13 protein-coding genes are annotated in these 17992 nt (G+C 51.4%); 10 read left to right on the plus strand and 3 right to left on the minus strand.

Annotation, left to right across the window (positions count from 1 at the left end):
- Nucleotides 1–36 precede the first annotated feature (36 nt).
- From hisS to L4D19_RS12110, 5 genes are all read left to right on the plus strand, one after another.
- Entirely contained in the window at nt 37–1305 is a 1269-nt protein-coding gene (gene hisS / locus L4D19_RS12090; RefSeq protein WP_428452684.1) for a histidine--tRNA ligase, read from the plus strand.
- A gap of 13 nt (nt 1306–1318) precedes the next feature.
- A complete protein-coding gene (locus L4D19_RS12095) occupies nt 1319–1930 on the plus strand; it encodes a YfgM family protein (protein WP_428452685.1) in 612 nt (203 codons plus the stop codon).
- Nucleotides 1931–1941: 11 nt separating this feature from the next.
- Entirely contained in the window at nt 1942–3099 is a 1158-nt protein-coding gene (gene bamB / locus L4D19_RS12100; protein WP_428452686.1) for an outer membrane protein assembly factor BamB, read from the plus strand.
- A gap of 181 nt (nt 3100–3280) precedes the next feature.
- Nucleotides 3281–4771, plus strand: coding sequence for a ribosome biogenesis GTPase Der (gene der, locus L4D19_RS12105; RefSeq protein WP_428452687.1), 1491 nt, complete (start codon nt 3281–3283; stop codon nt 4769–4771).
- 130 nt (nt 4772–4901) lie between these two features.
- Nucleotides 4902–5777 carry an alanyl-tRNA editing protein gene (locus tag L4D19_RS12110; protein WP_428452688.1) on the plus strand — a complete coding sequence of 292 codons (876 nt, stop codon included), beginning with the start codon at nt 4902–4904 and terminating at the stop codon, nt 5775–5777.
- Nucleotides 5778–6000: 223 nt separating this feature from the next.
- Here the strand turns inward: L4D19_RS12110 and L4D19_RS12115 are convergent, their stop codons facing one another.
- Both L4D19_RS12115 and L4D19_RS12120 read right to left on the minus strand, forming a co-directional pair.
- On the minus strand, nt 6001–7005 hold the full coding sequence (locus tag L4D19_RS12115; RefSeq protein WP_428452689.1) for a LacI family DNA-binding transcriptional regulator: 1005 nt from the start codon (nt 7003–7005) through the stop codon (nt 6001–6003).
- A gap of 125 nt (nt 7006–7130) precedes the next feature.
- Nucleotides 7131–8567 (minus strand): GH1 family beta-glucosidase, encoded by a 1437-nt coding sequence (locus L4D19_RS12120; protein WP_428452690.1) that lies wholly within the window; start codon nt 8565–8567, stop codon nt 7131–7133.
- A gap of 230 nt (nt 8568–8797) precedes the next feature.
- Here L4D19_RS12120 and L4D19_RS12125 point away from each other — a divergent pair, with 230 nt between their 5' ends.
- A complete protein-coding gene (locus L4D19_RS12125) occupies nt 8798–9022 on the plus strand; it encodes a zinc ribbon domain-containing protein (RefSeq protein ID WP_428452691.1) in 225 nt (74 codons plus the stop codon).
- A 200-nt stretch (nt 9023–9222) separates the two neighbouring features.
- Complete coding sequence (locus L4D19_RS12130) at nt 9223–10836, plus strand: ABC transporter ATP-binding protein (protein ID WP_428452692.1); 1614 nt, start codon at nt 9223–9225, stop codon at nt 10834–10836.
- Nucleotides 10837–11082: 246 nt separating this feature from the next.
- Here the strand turns inward: L4D19_RS12130 and xseA are convergent, their stop codons facing one another.
- Nucleotides 11083–12432 carry an exodeoxyribonuclease VII large subunit gene (gene xseA, locus L4D19_RS12135; RefSeq protein WP_428452693.1) on the minus strand — a complete coding sequence of 450 codons (1350 nt, stop codon included), beginning with the start codon at nt 12430–12432 and terminating at the stop codon, nt 11083–11085.
- 259 nt (nt 12433–12691) lie between these two features.
- On the opposite strand from xseA, the gene guaB reads away from it, so the two are divergent.
- From guaB to L4D19_RS12150, 3 genes are all read left to right on the plus strand, one after another.
- Nucleotides 12692–14155, plus strand: a complete 1464-nt coding sequence (gene guaB / locus L4D19_RS12140; RefSeq protein ID WP_428452694.1) for an IMP dehydrogenase — start codon at nt 12692–12694, stop codon at nt 14153–14155.
- A 115-nt stretch (nt 14156–14270) separates the two neighbouring features.
- On the plus strand, nt 14271–15854 hold the full coding sequence (guaA, locus tag L4D19_RS12145) for a glutamine-hydrolyzing GMP synthase (RefSeq protein WP_428452695.1): 1584 nt from the start codon (nt 14271–14273) through the stop codon (nt 15852–15854).
- Between the two features lie 392 nt (nt 15855–16246).
- The gene (locus tag L4D19_RS12150) at nt 16247–17806 is read left to right on the plus strand and encodes an AbgT family transporter (RefSeq protein ID WP_428452696.1); all 1560 of its coding nucleotides are present in this window, start codon (nt 16247–16249) and stop codon (nt 17804–17806) included.
- Nucleotides 17807–17992 lie beyond the last annotated feature (186 nt).

A 17992-nucleotide genomic window follows, 5' to 3' on the forward strand; every position in this document is an offset into this window, starting at 1 on the left:
TTCGATTCAATTCCCCATCGGTTAACGAGAATAAACGTGGCGAAACAAATTCAAGCAATTCGAGGCATGAACGACTGCCTACCAACACAATCACCGCTTTGGCACAAAGTGGAAAATACCATTAAGCAAGTAGTTAGCGCATACGGCTATAATGAAATCCGTATGCCAATCGTTGAGTCTACGCATTTGTTCAAGCGTGCTATCGGTGAAGTGACGGATGTCGTCGAGAAGGAAATGTACACCTTTGACGATCGTAACGGCGACAGCCTGACCCTGCGTCCGGAAGGTACTGCTGGTTGCGTACGCGCCGGGATCCAGAATGGTCTGCTGTACAACCAGGAACAGCGCCTGTGGTATACGGGCCCGATGTTCCGTCACGAGCGCCCGCAGAAAGGCCGCTACCGCCAGTTTCATCAGTTTGGTGTCGAAGTCTTCGGTCTTAACGGTCCGGATGTCGATGCTGAGCTAATTATGATGATGGCGCGCTTCTGGCGCGAGCTGGGTATTTTTGAGCATGTGCGCCTGGAGCTGAACTCGATTGGCTCTCTGGAAGCGCGTGCAAGCTACCGCACCGCGTTGGTGGCGTTCCTTGAGCAGCATATGGATGTGTTGGATGACGACTGCAAACGCCGTTTGCACACTAACCCGCTCCGTATTCTTGATACCAAGAACCCTGCTGTGCAGGAAATTTTGGTTGATGCACCTAAACTGTCTGAGTACTTAGATGAAGAATCTAAGCAACATTTTGCTGGTTTATGTGAACTATTAGACGCTGCTGGTATCGAATATCAAGTAAATGAACGTCTTGTACGTGGTTTGGATTATTATAACCGCACTGTTTTTGAGTGGATCACCGAAAGCCTGGGTGCCCAGGGTACCGTATGTGCTGGTGGTCGTTACGATGGTCTGGTTGAACAGCTAGGTGGTAAGGCTACCCCGGCCGTTGGTTTTGCAATGGGCCTTGAGCGTCTGGTTCTGATGATGGAAACGCTGGAGCTGACAGACGTACGCCGCTCGGTTGATGTCTACATGGTGACAGCCGGCGAAGGGACTATGCTGGCCGGGATGAAACTGGCCGAGAAACTTCGCGAAGACGTACCGGGCCTGCGCGTAATGAACCACTTCGGTGGTGGTAATTTCAAGAAACAGTTTAAACGTGCCGACAATGTTGGCGCTGCTATTGCGCTTGTTCTTGGTGAGAGCGAGATTGCCGAGAACACGGTGGTTGTGAAAGACCTGCGTGGTGGCGAGCAAACGACCATGGCACAGGACGACGTAGCAGCGAAGCTTGCAGAATTGATTTAAGAGAGGACAGGAAGTGGACGTCAACATCACAGAAGAGCAACAGGTTGAACAGATTAAGGCTTGGTGGAAAGAGAACGGTAAAGCCGTTGTTCTTGGCGCTGTGATTGGTCTGGGTGGTCTGTACGGCTGGCGTTATTACCAGGGTGAAGTACAGGCAGCCAAAGAGCAGGCATCCGATGCTTATACTCAGGTGATAAACCGTCTGGAAAGCGGCAGCGCTAATGCTGTAGCGGATGTTCAGGCTTTCATCTCTGCCCATGAAAGCAGCCAGTATTCGGTACTGGCGGCATTGCAGCTGGCCAAGGCTCAGGTCACACAGGGTGAGCTGGATGCAGCTGCCGAGCAACTGAGCTGGGCAATTGGCAATACTCAGGACGCGGCAATCCTACCGATTGCGCAAACGCGTCTGGCACGTATCTATGCCGAGCAGCAAAAGTTTGACCAGGCAATGGCAGAACTGGACAAGGTAACTGCCGAAAGCTGGCAGGCCAAGGTTGCTGAGCTGCGCGGTGATATGCTGTTACAAAAAGGCGATGCAGTCGCTGCCCGTGAAGCATATGTTCAGGCTCAGCAGTTGGGTGCCTCGCCTGCGCTGAAGATCAAACTTGACGATCTGGCGCAGTAAGGTTGATACGTATGCAGAAGGTGTTGAAGCAAGCCGTATCCGTGGCACTGGCCGTTGGCATTCTTGCCGGTTGTGCCGGAGAAGAAGATACTATCCAGATGGCCCCGCTGCCGCAGGTTGACAGTGCTTTTTCTCCCCAGCAGAGCTGGTCTCAGACTGTAGGTGATGGCGTAGGGCATTACTTTTCTAAGTTGAGCCCGGCCGTGGGTTACGGCAAGATTTTTGTTGCTGACCGTAACGGTGTCGTCAAAGCGTTGGATCCGGAAACAGGCGAGACGCTCTGGGAACAGAATTTGGAAACCGAGGTCACTGCAAAGCTGGCCGGTGGAATTGCGCTATCGTACGGTAAGCTATTTATCGGTTCCGAGAATGCTGAGGTTATTGCCCTTGACGAGGAGACAGGCGAAGAAGCCTGGCGTACGACTGTCGAAGGCGAAGTGCTTGCCAAACCTCTTGTAGACGAAGGCCTGGTTGTAGTGAATACCAGCCGCGGTATCCTACAGGCGCTGGATGCCGATAGCGGTGAAGCCAAATGGCAGCTAAGCAGTGAAGTGCCGAATCTGACACTACGCGGTGACAGCTCGCCGGTTTCGATCTCTGGCGGTATTTTCTGGGGGCAGGCCAATGGTCGACTCGCTGGGGCATTGATGAACAATGGCCAGGTGCTGTGGCAACAGCCTGTCGGCTCGCCAAAAGGCGGGACAGAGATTGATCGTCTGGTGGATGTGGACGCGACACCGGTTATTGCCGGCGAGCGCCTGTATGCAATTGGCTATAATGGCAGCTTGGTATCAATCGAACTGCGTACTGGCCAGGCAGCCTGGAAGCGCAGTTACTCATCAGCCACAGACTTTGTTATTGATGGCAGTCAGCTATATTTAATAACAGATAAAGATCATGTGGTTGCTGTTGATATCCGCAGCGGCACCGAGTTGTGGCAGAACCAGTCTCTGGAGCACCGCTTGCTCAGTGCGCCGTCAGTCATTAATGGCTATGTCGTACTTGGGGACAGTGAAGGCTATCTGCATTGGCTCGATCCGGTTAGCGGTGACTTCGTGGCCCAGCAGGAAACGGATGGTAGCGGAATAGCAATTCCACCTCAGCCGTTGAATGATGGTTATCTGCTAGTAACACGGGACGGCCGTATTAACAAAATGCAAATGCCGTAAATTGTCGGTATAATGCGCCCGTATTAAATTTGTCGGCTCCTGCTGTGTTATACAGTTAGGAGCCGTTATCGTTATATCCATTCCCTATATTATTGTCGGATGAAGGACGCCCACGGAGGCTTCTGGAGGCAAGAATGAATGGAAAGTATGTCATTAAGACTATGAAAAGTAAGAGGTAGTTATGATTCCTGTTGTTGCCCTTGTCGGGCGCCCAAACGTGGGTAAATCGACGTTATTCAACCGTCTTACCCGTACGAGGGATGCGCTGGTTGCAGATTTTCCTGGCCTAACAAGGGATCGTAAGTACGGTAAAGCTGAGCTCGAAGAGCACGAATTTATTGTTATCGATACAGGTGGTATTGATGGCACCGAGGAAGGTGTGGAAACCAAGATGGCCGAGCAGTCACTGGCTGCCATCGAGGAGGCGGACGTTGTTCTGTTCCTGGTTGATGGCCGTGCCGGTTTGACACCGGCCGACGAAGGTATAGCCAAGCACCTTCGTAGCCGCGAAAAGCCGACTTTCCTTGTGGTTAACAAAGTTGACGGTATTGATGCCGACAGCGCCTGTGCTGATTTCTGGAAGCTGGGTGTCGATGCAATGTATCAGATTGCTGCTACGCAGAACCGTGGTGTGACGGCGCTGATGGAGCGTGCACTGGCCCCGTTTGCCGAGTCTCTGAAAGAATCTGAAGAAGGCGAAGAAGACGAGCTGATTGACCTGAGTTCGGTTGAGGACATTGAAAAAGCCAACCTGTCCGAAGCTGATGCAGAAGCCGCCTACAAGCGCCTGCAGGAGCAGCCAATCAAGCTGGCAATTATCGGTCGTCCGAATGTCGGTAAATCAACCCTGACTAACCGTATTCTCGGTGAAGAACGTGTTGTTGTGTATGATATGCCAGGAACAACGCGTGACTCTATTTATATCCCGATGGAGCGTGATGGACAGGAATACGTTCTGATTGATACCGCAGGTATTCGCCGTCGTAAGAACATGCACCAAGCCGTAGAGAAATTCTCGGTGATTCAAACGCTGAAAGCGGTTGAAGATGCCAACGTAGTGCTGCTGATCATTGATGCCCGCGAAAATATCTCGGATCAGGATTTGAGCCTGCTGGGCTTTGCCCTTAATGCCGGTCGTTCGCTGGTGATTGCCGTCAACAAGTGGGACGGTCTGGACAACGAAGTGAAAGAGCGTGTTAAGTCCGAGCTGGACCGCCGTCTTGGTTTTGTTGACTTTGCGCGTATCCACTTTATTTCAGCCCTGCACGGTACAGGCGTTGGCCACCTTTACGAGTCTGTACAGGAAGCCTATCAGTCGGCGACCAAGCGTATCAGTACCTCGATGCTGACCCGTATTATGCAGATGGCACAGGATGACCACCAGCCACCTATGGTTCGCGGTCGTCGTGTTAAGCTGAAATATGCTCACGCCGGTGGTTACAACCCGCCGATCATTGTGATCCACGGTAACCTGGTGAACGAGCTACCGGGCTCTTACAAGCGCTACCTGATGAACTACTACCGCAAGTCACTGGAGATGATGGGGACGCCGATCCGCATTCAGTTCCAGAGCAGCGACAACCCGTTCGAAGGCAAGAAGCAGAAGCTGACCGTGTCTCAGGAGCGTCAGCGCAAGCGACTGACCAGCGCCATCAAGAACCGGGACAAGTAAGTCCGGCCGTTGCCAAGAAGCGATCGTTATTGCTGACAAGATTGAGAAACCCAGCCTGAGGCTGGGTTTTTTTATGTGTTTGCATATTGGTATACAATGCCAGCATCAATGTAGTTGCAAAGGAAAGAAGATGTCAGTTGTTACCCCGACCCAGGTGTTGTTTGCCCAACCACAATGGCAAGCCAAGGCTGAAATCCAGTTATGTCTCCCGGCCGAATGTGGAGGAAGTTGGCTGGTAACGGATCAGACGCCTTTTCATCCGGTCAGCCATATTTGGCCGGATCATCCCGCCGATCAGGGTGAAGTCATAATTGACGGCCGTCGCTATGCTGTTGCCGGTTGTTATACCGGCGCCGTCGAGTTGGCAAGCGGCAACCTGTTTGTCGGTAAGGATATTCCTGTAAAGCGTGATACCGACGGCTGGGCTTTTGTTGTAGTGCATCATACTGAAAATGCTCTGGAGCTGGCAGCCGGTGCACTTGTTGAGCTGGATGTCGATAAAGTTCGCCAACAGGCCCTGAGCCGGGGCCACAGTGGGGGACACCTGTCGTCACTGGCACTGAATAAGGTGCTGCATCATGATTTCTGGCGTAAAGATGCCTCGCGCAAGGACGAGATGGGCCATTACGACTTTCATAGCTATGCGCAAACCGAGAGCCGGGTGTCGGAAGACTGCAGTACAGATACCTATCGGTTAGGCAAAACGCTGCGTAAACGTGGATTGAACAGTTCAGATCTACTGCACTGCCTGGATAAAGTCGAGGCTAGGATCAATCAGCAGCTGGAAGCTTGGCGTATGGCCGGGGCTGCCGTGGTAATGCGTTGTGAAGGAAAGGCGCTGACCGATTCACGATACTGGCAGTGTGAGCTTGAAAACGACGTACTGATTGAAATTCCCTGCGGCGGAACACACATTGGCTCACTGGCCGATTACAGTAAAATTGCTGTTGAATTTCAGCTTGTTAGCGACCAAGAGCTGGTAATGATAACGCGAACTGCAGCTTAAATGACCGTAGGGCGTGTATCAGACAGCACATTGTTGATGTCCCGTTGCCTGATACCGTCAATTGTCAGCCGAACGATAGTAAGTGGTTTTATTTCTTGCTTGATCTTCCCGTATATAGCGAAACGATAAGATATATATATCGTTTAAAATCCAAAAACAGAACATGTAACTTATGCTTTCGGGATGTGTATTGATAAATATTCTTTTGGTACCTGATCGCTGATCACGATGGCTTTTGAGGTTGATCAACAGATTCACGCACGATCAAGCTGCCTGAAAATAACTCGATAGCGCTGATCTTTTCACCTTTTAACAGTAACAGCGTCTGTTCGACCGCGGTTTGCGCCATGGCCTCTACCGGAAGCATAACGCTGGAGAGGCTAGGTATTAGGAACGGACCGGCTGGATCGTTGTCAAAACCCATCACCGAAACCTCCTCCGGCACCTTAATGCCAGCTTCGTGCAGTGCACGAATGGCCCCCATTGCCATGCTGTCGTTGGCAGTAAAGAGGGCGCTGAACTGTTGCTCGCTGTTCAGCAAGGCCTGACAGGCGTGATAGCCGCTTTGGGTGTAATAGTCACCGTGATAAATGCCGCAGTGATCGAGCTGGTGCCTGGCCAGTGTGTCTTTGAAGCCCTGCAGCCGCAGGCCGGAGTTAACCGAGTCTTCTGGCCCGCTTATACAGGCAATATTGCGGTGGGCATTGGCTATCAGGAACTCTGTCGCTTGGCAGGCTGCCTTGTATTGGTCGAAACAGATACAGCGCTCCTCATAACCTTCCACCATTTGGTTGATGACAACCAGCGGAACCGGCAGCGTCTCCATCAGCCGTTTCAGGCTCTTGGCTGGCATTTTCCGGGTGTAGAGAATAATCGCATCAACCTTGCGTTCGACCAGGCTGTTGATCGCAAGCTCTTCGGATTCGGGGCTGTGGCCGCCGTCCATGATCAGCAGCTGTTTCCCGGCACAGGCGCTGGTTTCCGATGCTGTGCGCATCAGGCCGCTGAAATAAGCCCCTTCAAAAGCAGAAACCACCAGACCTAATGTATTGGTACAGTTGGTTGCCAATGCACGGGCAAGGCTGTTGGGTTTGTAGCCTAGGGTATCCATAGCGTGATATACGGCGTCTGCGGTGGATTTTTTGACTTGTCCGGTGTTGTTAAGCACACGGGAAACAGTGGCCTTGGAGACACCGGCAAGTTTACATACATCGTTAATCGTTGCCATGGGGGAATCGATTCCTGAAAATAATGTCAAACTGAAAAGGTAAAAGCCCGAGCAATGCGCGAGAGGCGTATTGTCGGGCATGATCCCTCTTTGGATCAACAAGGAATTATTGTCGTTGTATGCCGTTAGCGCGTGGCACCGTTCGACTCAATCACCCCCTGATACCAGAAGAAGGACTTCTTGCGTTTACGGGCCAGGCCATTCTCGCGGTCGACATAGACGAAGCCATACTGTTTCTGGTAACCGTTCAGCCAGCTCAGCAGGTCAATAAAAGACCACGGATAGTAACCGCGAACATCGATACCTTGTTTGATGGCGTCTTCAGCGGCGGCAATATGGCCTGAAAGGTAATCGATACGCGGATCATCGACGACCTCGCCGTCAATGATAGGGTCTTTGGCACCCAGGCCGTTTTCGGTGATATAAAATGGGATATCGCCATAGCGCTCTTTTAGTCGCATCATTCCGATGCACAGTCCTTGCGGATAAATTTCCCAATCCCAGTCGGTATAGGTTGACTCGGGATTACGGACAAACTTGAACAGTCCTTTGAAGCCGAACGCCTGTCCCGAGCCTTTTTGGCCTGTGGTATTAATCTTGGTGTTGTCGGTATCTGGGTTGGCTGCCACCCATTCGCGTTTGTAGTAATTGACCCCGATAAAGTCGCAGATATTGTCCTTGAGTAGGTCTTCATCTTCAGGGGCAAACTCGGGAACGCCCCAGGTCAGCTGTGCCATGTTCAGGATGTGCGGCGGATACTCTCCCTTGAGCACCGGATCATAGAGCCAGTGGGTTAGCAGATCATCGGCCATCTTGCTGGCGGCGACGTCTTCCGGGCTATCGGTGATCGGGTCATGGGGTTGCATGACGTTAACAAAGCCAATTTGGCCGCTGGTCGGCACGCGGCCCTGTGCCTGATAGTGGCGGAATAACCTGACGGCCTTGGCATGGGCAATAAACACGTGATGGCAGGCCTGGATACCGCGCTTGGGATCGGTCAGGCTCGGAGGGTGCGCACCGGTAAAATAGCCCATACCGATAAAGATCAGGGTCTCGTTGAAGGTTGACCACAGCTCGACGCGGTCACCAAACGCCTCGTAACACAGACGGGCATAATGCTCGAAAGCCTCAATAGTCTCGCGATTTTCCCAGCCGCCGATATCTTGCAGAGCCTGCGGCAGGTCCCAGTGATAGAGGGTGATCATGGGTTTGATGCCATGCTTGAGCAGCTCATCAATCAGCTCACTGTAAAACTGAATACCGGCAGAGTTGGCTTCGCCGCGGCCTTCGGGAAGCAGGCGTGGCCAGCTGATAGAGAAACGGTAGCTTTTCAGGCCGGCTTCAGCCATCAGGGCGACATCTTCTTTGAAACGGTGGTAATGATCGGCCGCAATATCGCCGTTGGTACCTTCATGGGTGGTTCCGGGCTGGTGAGAAAAAATATCCCAGATTGACGGTCCTTTGCCGTCGGCGTCATGGGCTCCCTCGACTTGGTAGGCCGCAGAGGCTGCGCCCCACAAGAAGCTCTCAGGAAAGGCTGATGCTCTCTTTTCGCTCGTCATAGCTGGATTACCTTAGTAGTGTTTGGTGAACAGGACCCAGTCACTGTAATAGAAAAATGAAACCGGTTACAGTAACCGGTTTCATTTTTGGTGGGTAACGTGATCTGGATCGAAAGGATCCAGAAACTGAGGTGGATCAACGGATATTTTGAAGCGTGTGTTTTTTCATTGCACCAGGCTGATGGATCGCAGATGATTTGGTCATTGAAAGTGATAATGGAAGAACAGTTATGAGCGAGAATCGATGTCCTGTCTGTCAGGACGAACTGAACTGGAAGGACGGTCAGTACTATTGTGATGCCTGCCAGCATCCGGTCAGGAAGCGGGCGTTTTGTCCCGACTGTGATAGTGAGCTGGAAAAGCTACATGCATGCGGTTCGGCAAGTTATTTCTGTAATAGTTGCAACGAGTTGAAGTCCAAGTCGCGGGTCAGAGTGGTCTTTGAGAAAGCCTGAGTGTGATCTCAGTGAACGGCTAGGTTGTTTGCAGGTACTTGTTCATTATGCCTAGGTTCCTCTGCCTGTTGCTTTGTTATATGGCTAATTAGCCTGCGTGAGTTAATACTTAACAGTGGTAAATCTTGTTTAATCACGGTAACCTTCCTTGATAATAATTATCATTACGGTATTTATATTCACTGATAGGGATTATTGGTATGACATCAGCTTCTCCACTTTTGCAGGTCAGCAACCTTTCTGTTTCGTTCCGCATGGAAGATGAAACCGTCGAGGCGGTGAAGAATATTTCATTTCAGCTCGAAAAGGGGCAGACGCTGGCGCTGGTCGGTGAGTCCGGCTCAGGCAAGTCTGTATCCTCCAGCAGTATAATGGGTCTGTTGCCACCCAATGCGGTTATCTCGCCTGACAGCTCAGTGCGCTTTCAGCAACATGAAATTCTGTCGATGTCTGAAAAGGCATTGCGGAGTGTCCGTGGCGACCGGATTGCCATGATATTTCAGGAGCCGATGACCTCGCTTAACCCCTACATGCCGGTAGGGGAGCAGGTTGCAGAGGCGATTGTGTGTCACCGTAAGGTGTCGCGCAAGGAAGCGGTAGCCCAAACGCTGGCGCTGTTTCACAAGGTGCAACTGCCCGAGCCGGAAAAGCGGCTCAATCATTACCCTCATGAGTTCTCGGGCGGTCAGCTGCAGCGGATCATGATTGCGATGGCGCTGTCCAATAAGCCCGATATTTTGGTGGCCGACGAGCCGACTACGGCACTGGACGTGACGGTACAGGCTGAAGTGCTCAGGTTGCTGAAAGATATCCAGGCTGAGATGGGGATGGCGATTTTATTCATTACCCATGACTTGGGGGTGGTAAAGCACTTTGCCGATGATGTTGTGGTGATGTGCAAAGGGGAAGTGGTCGAAACGGGGAGTGTCCATCAGATATTTGAACAGCCTCGTCACAGCTATACTAAAATGTTGCTGGATGCCGAACCTAAGGCCCATGGGCCTTCCGAGGAGGCACACTCGTCGTATGTGCTGGAAGCCGAAGATGTCAGAGTGAAGTATGTCCTCAAAACCAACTGGCTTGGTGTCGAGACAGAATACCTTGAGGCTGTCAAAGGGATCAGTTTGGCGGTACGTCCGGGTCAGACGGTCGGGATCGTTGGCGAGTCAGGCTCTGGTAAGTCGACCTTGGGCAGAGCGTTGATGCAGTTGCTTCCGTCTACCGGCAATATCTTGTTTGAAGGCCAGAGCATTCGTTCGATGACGGATCGGCAGCGCTACGAGCTGAAGCGTAACATGCAGATGGTGTTTCAGGATCCCTATGGGTCACTGTCACCAAGGATGACGGTTGGTGAAATTATAACTGAGCCACTTACCGTATTTTCCGAATTGAGCAAGCAAGAGCGTATGCAGCGAGCACGTAAGGCGCTGGAAGAAGTGCGCCTCGAGCCGAGCTGTATTAACCGTTATCCCCATGAGTTTTCGGGCGGACAGCGGCAGCGAATCGCGATTGCCCGGGCCTTGATTATGGAGCCGCAGTTTATCCTGCTTGACGAACCGACATCGGCGCTTGACCGGTCGGTACAGCTAACGGTGCTGGAGTTGCTGAAGGATATTCAGAAGCGACACAATATCGGCTACCTGTTCATCAGCCATGATTTGTCGGTAATTCGGGCGATCTCAGATGAAGTGATCGTGATGCAGCGCGGCGAAGTGGTAGAGCGGGGGACTGCCCAGCAAGTGTTTGAAGCGCCGCAACAGGCTTATACCCAGCGCCTGATTGATGCCTGTATGCTGGTTGATGATGTGGCCTGATAGCTGAACTTATACCAATCTACATAAGTATTTGATCATTCTTGCTGGTTAAAATCACTTTTAACTGCGTTATGAATTTTGTAATTAGAGTAACTAGTTAGCTGCAATTCATGCCTTGTTCTAAGTGATTTTTCCTGCGCAACTATCTGAACAACTACTTATCCAGATTGGTATTAGTCTGTTTATTCAAGGTTTAGAATTATAAAACGCCGCTATTGCGGCGTTTTTTGATTCTGGCGCGGCCATCTAGTCGCTGACGACGGAGCGAATTTCCCCGTCTGCCACTTTGGTATTCAGGATATCTCCGGCGCTGACCTGATCGGCTCGGCGGATCACCTTACCCTTGTCATTGCGGGTGATGGAGTAACCGCGCCCCAGTGTGGCCAGCGGGCTGACCGTTTCCAGTTTCTCTGCGGCCATGGCCAGCTTGTGGCTGGCATTGAGCAGGCGGCGATCCATGGCATCGAGCAGGCGGTGCTGTGCTTTTTCCAGCCGGTTGCTCTGCTGTTTAAGCGTCTGGGCCGGCGAGTGCAGGGCCAGCTTGTACTCGGCACGACTAATATGCTGCTGGTGGCGGTTAAGCAATTGGCGCATCGCCCGCTCCATCCGGCTCGACAGCTCGTCGAGGTGTTGCTGTTGTTGGTTCAGACGCACCTGCGGGTGCTGGCGGTCCAGCCTGTGCTGAAGCTTGATCACTGTCGCCTGACGACCTGCCAGGTAGTGGCGCATAGCATGGTGGAGCTGCTGGGTTTTCTGGCTGATTTTCTGGGTCTGATGGGTCATATCACGACTGATCAGTTCGGCCGCGGCAGACGGTGTCGGCGCCCTGACATCAGCAACAAAATCGGCAATTGTCACATCGACCTCATGGCCGACGGCACTGACCACTGGGATCTGGCTGGCAACGATAGTACGGGCGACGATTTCTTCGTTAAAGGCCCACAAGTCTTCCAGCGAGCCGCCGCCGCGACCAACAATCAGAACATCACACTCCTGGCGGGCATTGGCCCGGCCGATAGCCTGGGCGATGGAGATTGCAGCCCCTTCGCCCTGTACCATGGTTGGGTAAATGACCACGGGCAAGCCGGGATCACGTCGTTGCAAGACATTGAGAATATCATGCAGGGCAGCGCCGGTTTTCGAGGTCACGATGCCGACCCGTTTTGGCTGCTCGGGCAGGGGCTTTTTCAGCGATTGGGCAAACAGGCCTTCAGCGGCCAGCGACATTTTGAGCTGCTCAAATTGCTGCTGCAGGCGACCGTCACCTTCCGGCTGCATGCTTTCGATGATCAGCTGATAGTCACCACGCGGCTCATACAGAGAAAGCCTGGCTTTCACCAGTACCTGAGTGCCGTTGGCTGGTTTGAAGGTCACCCGGCGGTTGCTGCCGCGGAACATTGCGCACTTAACCTGAGCCCGTGAGTCCTTTAGCGTGAAATACCAATGACCGGAGACCGGCATGGACAGGTTTGACAATTCCCCGACCAGCCAGACAACACCCATTTCATTTTCGAGAATGAGACGGACCTGTGCATTGAGACTGGAAACGGTATAGATACGATCGTTGGATTGGGTCTGTTGAGCGAACATGGTCACAAGGCAAGACACCTGTTTTCGAGAGGCTAAGTAGTGCGCGATAACGTGTTGATAAATGAGTAGACAGATCGCTGGACAGATCTTGGTCGATATCTTATGACCGCAGCACCGGAAACTTAACCGAAATATATTACGCATCAAGCAAAAAGTGTCAACAAAAAAAATTAATTTTTTTGTGGCTAAACGTTTGCTCTCCCCGTATAATTCGTTCGCAATATTTTATCCTCCTTTAAACCACAACTTGGTGTGAGATATTGCAATGTTACGAATCGCTAAAGAAGCTCTGACTTTTGACGACGTTCTACTCGTCCCTGCCCATTCAACTGTTTTACCTAACACTGCCGATCTGCGCACCCAGCTAACGAAGAAAATTACGCTCAACATTCCAATGGTTTCTGCTGCAATGGACACAGTAACCGAAGGCCGTTTCGCGATTGCGTTAGCTCAGGAAGGTGGTATCGGTTTTATCCACAAGAATATGTCTATCGAACAACAAGCGAATGAAGTTCGCATGGTTAAGAAGTTCGAGGCTGGCGTGGTATCCGAACCTGTGACAGTAAAGCCAACAGCAACCATTGCTGATGTTAAACAACTAACGATTGAGAACGGTTTTGCTGGTTACCCAGTAGTATCCGACAACAACGAGCTGGTGGGTATTATTACCGGCCGTGATGTTCGTTTTGTTACCGACCTTTCGATGAAGGTTGAAGAGGTGATGACGCCGAAAGGCAAGCTGGCTGCGGCCAAAGAAGGCGCTTCCCGTGAAGAGGTTGAGGCCATCATGCAAGAGCACCGTGTAGAGAAGGTGCTGCTGATCAATGATGAGTTCCAGCTAAAGGGAATGATTACAGCGAAAGATTTCCAGAAAGCCGAGCGTAAGCCAAATGCATGTAAAGATGAGCTAGGTCGTCTGCGTGTTGGTGCTGCGGTTGGTGCCGGTGCCGGTAACGAAGAGCGTGTTAAGGCTCTGGTTGAAGCTGGAGTTGACGTGCTGCTGATTGATTCGTCACATGGCCATTCTGAAGGTGTTCTGCAGCGTATCCGCGAGACGCGTGAAGCCTTCCCGGAACTACAAATCATCGGTGGTAACGTGGCAACAGGTGCCGGTGCCCGTGCACTGATTGAAGCCGGTGTTGATGCGGTTAAAGTCGGTATCGGCCCAGGCTCTATCTGTACTACCCGTATCGTTACCGGTGTAGGTGTGCCGCAAATTACTGCGATTTCTGATGCAGCAGACGCGGCAGCAGAGTTCGGCGTTCCTGTTATTGCCGATGGCGGTATCCGCTTCTCGGGTGATATGTGTAAGGCTATCGTTGCCGGTGCATCATGTGTAATGGTGGGCTCTATGTTTGCAGGTACCGAAGAGGCACCGGGTGAAGTTGAGCTTTACCAGGGCCGTGCCTACAAGTCATACCGTGGTATGGGCTCGCTGGGTGCAATGTCCCAGGGCTCTTCTGACCGCTACTTCCAGTCTGACAATGCTGCTGACAAACTGGTACCGGAAGGTATCGAGGGCCGTGTTGCCTACAAAGGCCATATCAAGGAAATCGTTCACCAGCAGATGGGCGGCCTGCGCTCGAGCATGGGCCTGACCGGTTCGGCAACGATTGAGGCACTGCGTACAAAAGCTGAGTTTGTGCGTATCTCCGGTGCGGGTATGAAAGAGTCGCACGTTCATGATGTGACCATAACCAAGGAAGCACCAAACTACCGTATGGGGTAATTTTCACCAAGCGCACTTTTGCTTGAGGAAAACGTTTGCCTAAACGGGAAACTTGTATAAGATCGGGGGCGTTTCTAGGCCCCCAAATTTCACTTTTTTTTGAGACTGCTCGATAATGACCACGACCACAAACATTCATGACCAACGCATCCTGATCCTGGATTTTGGTTCTCAGTATACTCAGCTAATCGCCCGTCGAATCCGTGAAATCGGTGTGTATTGTGAGCTTTGGAGCTGGGATGTTGATGAAGCCGATATCCGCGACTTCAACCCTAATGGTATCATTCTTTCTGGTGGTCCGGAGAGTGTTACCGAGGAAGGTTCTCCGCGTGCGCCGCAATATGTATTCGAAGCGGGTGTACCTGTATTTGGTGTGTGCTACGGCATGCAGACCATGGCTGAGCAGCTTGGCGGTAAGGTAGCCGGTTCAACACTGCGTGAGTTTGGTTACGCGCAGGTTAAGGTGGTTGAGCCGACAGATTTCTTCAAAAATATCGAAGATGCCATCGCTGAAGACGGCACGGCGCTACTTGACGTATGGATGAGCCACGGTGACAAAGTGGTCGAAATCCCGTCTGATTTTGTAAAAGTGGCAGAAACCGACACCTGTCCGTACGCTGCAATGGCCAATGAAGAGAAACACTTTTACGGCGTTCAGTTCCACCCTGAAGTCACGCACACTCGTCAGGGAATGCGTATTATCGAAAACTTCGTGCTGAACATCTGTGGTTGTGAAAAGCTTTGGACGTCGGCCAACATTATTGAAGACGCCGTTGCCCGCATCAAAGAGCAGGTAGGTGACGACGAGGTGATCCTTGGCCTGTCCGGCGGTGTTGACTCATCGGTGGTAGCAATGCTTATCCACCGTGCCATCGGTGACAAGCTAACTTGTGTATTTGTTGATAACGGCCTGCTTCGCCTGAACGAAGGCGAGCAAGTGATGGAGATGTTTGGCGATCACTTTGGTCTCAACATTGTTCACGTGAACGCTGAAAACCGTTTCCTTGATGCACTGGCTGGCGAAGCGGATCCGGAAGCCAAGCGTAAGATCATCGGCCACGTCTTTGTTGATGTGTTCGACGAAGAGTCGAAGAAGCTTGAGAATGCGAAGTGGCTGGCACAAGGTACTATCTACCCGGATGTGATTGAGTCGGCGGCGTCTAAAACCGGTAAAGCACACGTTATCAAATCTCACCACAACGTGGGTGGTTTGCCAGATGATATGGAAATGGGCCTGGTTGAACCGCTCAAAGAGCTGTTTAAAGATGAAGTTCGCAAGATTGGTCTGGAACTAGGCCTGCCATACAACATGCTTTACCGCCACCCGTTCCCGGGACCAGGCCTTGGTGTCCGCGTACTGGGTGAAGTGAAGAAAGAGTACTGTGACCTGCTGCGCCGTGCTGATGCAATCTTCATTGAAGAGCTGCACAATGCGGAGCTGTATAATAAGGTTTCTCAGGCATTCACTGTATTCCTGCCGGTACGTTCGGTTGGCGTAATGGGCGATGGACGTAAGTATGACTGGGTTGTATCGCTACGTGCCGTCGAGACAATCGACTTTATGACTGCGCACTGGGCTCACCTGCCATATGATTTCCTTGGCAAGGTATCGAACCGTATTATTAACGAAGTTGATGGGATCTCCCGCGTGGTTTACGATGTATCCGGTAAACCGCCAGCGACTATCGAGTGGGAATAAGTTTACTGCGTTGACAGAAGCTTTGATGCTCCGCCCATTGACTGGGTGAAGCAGTTGAAAAAGGCACCTTCGGGTGCCTTTTTTCGTTTTGATCCTAATGAACTAGAAGATAGATGCTAATGGGCAATAAAAACGAAGTGCTGGTTTGCTTGTAGGTATTGTTGTTGAGCAAATGATTCTGGTGTGTTAAATGATCGTTGGTGGTGTGTTCTGCATTAATACTTTTTTACAATATATCCTTATGCTTTCTGGTTGTTTGTTGGGTTTGTGTGCGTTTTATTTTCCCGCTTTCATTACAATCATCTAATAACCCGAGAGGGATATTTGATTGGCGACAAAACTATAAATGCAGCGCCGCAACTATACACATCATCAACAGCCATGGAGTTCCCATGAGTAATGAAGCAGTACAGAAAGCACCCGATGCGCCATCGAGTGCGATGGATAAGTTCTTAAACTTCATAGAACGCGCAGGTAATAAAATCCCCGATCCGGCCCTACTTTTTTTCTGGGGACTCGTCATCGTCTGGGCCTTGTCAGCACTACTTTCTCAGTTCGAATTTGGACTGATCCACCCTGTTACAGGACAAGCCATCGAGATCAACAACCTTCTGACAGGGCAGTCCCTGGCAGGGTTCCTGTCTGGTATGGTTAAAACCTTCACCGGATTTGCACCGCTTGGCATTGTATTGGTAGCGATGCTGGGTGTCGGTGTTGCAGAAGCGTCCGGGTTCATTAACACCGGCCTGAAGAAAATGCTTAACTTCACGCCAGCCAAGCTGCTTACACCAATGCTTATCTTGGTGGCGATTGTTTCCCACACTGCCGCAGATGCCGGCTACGTTCTGGTTATTCCTCTTGGCGGTATTATTTTCCATGCTGCGGGTCGTCATCCGCTAGCGGGTATCGCAGCGGCATTTGCTGGTGTATCGGGCGGCTTCTCGGCTAACTTTATTCCTTCTGGCATTGACCCGCTATTGGCCGGCTTTACTCAGTCTGCTGCGCAAATTCTTGACCCTGAGTATGTCGTTAACCCGCTGTCTAACTTGCTGTTTACCGGCCTGTCTTCAATTATCGTTGTAGCGATCGGCTGGTATGTCACTGAGAAAATCATCGAGCCACGCCTGAGCAAGACACCAATCGATGACGATGCCGAAGAAGCGCCGGATCTGGGCTCATTTACCGACATTGAATCAAAAGCTTTCAATCGCGCTGGTTGGGCAATGGTTATCGGTATCGTGGCATTGGTGGTGGCCGTTTTCCCTGAAACCTCACCACTGCGATCGCCGGAAGGGGAAATAACTGCCTTTACCGCACCTTTGATGCAGTCTATTGTGCCGCTGATCTTCATCCTGTTCATTATCCCGGGTGTGGTTTACGGCCGCGTATCAGGTACGTTTAAATCGAGTGACGATATTATCAAGGCGATGTCGGCGACCATGGGAACCATGGGCGGCTATATTGTCATGGCTTTCTTCTGTGCCCAGTTCCTGGCAGCATTCAGTCAGTCTAACCTTGGCACATTGCTGGCGCTATCGGGAGCAGATTTACTGAAAGCCATGAACCTGCCGGGCCAGATCACCATCGTTGGTATGATCCTGCTGACAGCTTTCGTTAACCTGCTAGTGGGCTCGGCATCGGCGAAGTGGGCCTTGATTGGCCCAATCTTGGTGCCAATGCTGATGGCGGTTGGTATTTCCCCTGAACTGACTCAGGCGGCGTACCGTGTGGGTGACTCGGTGTCTAATATCATTTCGCCACTGATGGTGTTCTTCCCGCTGGTGGTGGTCTATACCCAGCGTTATGTGAAGAGTTCGGGTATTGGTACGCTGGCCTCATTGATGATGCCGTACTCGATTGCCATGCTGATTGGCTGGACAATCTTCCTGTTGGCCTACTGGGCGATTGGTATCCCGCTGGGTATTCAGGCGCCGTACACATACAGCATGTAACCAATACTGTTACTGTTTGTTATCAAGCCCCGCACTGCGGGGCTTTTTATTGGTGGGAATGATAATAAATACCCAAAACGTATAAAATTCTAATTAATTGTATTTTTGTAATTTTTTATTCTAAAAATTATTATTTTGGTCGTTTGTTGTGTGTTGGTTATTAATGCCAATTTCATGCTGTTACTC

The organism is Photobacterium kasasachensis, from assembly GCF_050336885.1.
In the GTDB taxonomy this organism is placed as follows: domain Bacteria; phylum Pseudomonadota; class Gammaproteobacteria; order Enterobacterales; family Vibrionaceae; genus Photobacterium; species Photobacterium kasasachensis.

Excerpts from the sequence above, each read along its gene's own strand:
- bamB (WP_428452686.1), top strand. The coding sequence starts at position 1,942 with ATGCAGAAGGTGTTGAAGCAAGCCGTATCCGTGGCACTGGCCGTTGGC.
- der (WP_428452687.1), top strand. The coding sequence starts at position 3,281 with ATGATTCCTGTTGTTGCCCTTGTCGGGCGCCCAAACGTGGGTAAATCG.
- L4D19_RS12110 (WP_428452688.1), top strand. The coding sequence starts at position 4,902 with ATGTCAGTTGTTACCCCGACCCAGGTGTTGTTTGCCCAACCACAATGG.
- L4D19_RS12115 (WP_428452689.1), bottom strand. The coding sequence starts at position 7,005 with ATGGCAACGATTAACGATGTATGTAAACTTGCCGGTGTCTCCAAGGCC.
- L4D19_RS12120 (WP_428452690.1), bottom strand. The coding sequence starts at position 8,567 with ATGACGAGCGAAAAGAGAGCATCAGCCTTTCCTGAGAGCTTCTTGTGG.
- L4D19_RS12125 (WP_428452691.1), top strand. The coding sequence starts at position 8,798 with ATGAGCGAGAATCGATGTCCTGTCTGTCAGGACGAACTGAACTGGAAG.
- L4D19_RS12130 (WP_428452692.1), top strand. The coding sequence starts at position 9,223 with ATGACATCAGCTTCTCCACTTTTGCAGGTCAGCAACCTTTCTGTTTCG.
- guaB (WP_428452694.1), top strand. The coding sequence starts at position 12,692 with ATGTTACGAATCGCTAAAGAAGCTCTGACTTTTGACGACGTTCTACTC.
- guaA (WP_428452695.1), top strand. The coding sequence starts at position 14,271 with ATGACCACGACCACAAACATTCATGACCAACGCATCCTGATCCTGGAT.
- L4D19_RS12150 (WP_428452696.1), top strand. The coding sequence starts at position 16,247 with ATGAGTAATGAAGCAGTACAGAAAGCACCCGATGCGCCATCGAGTGCG.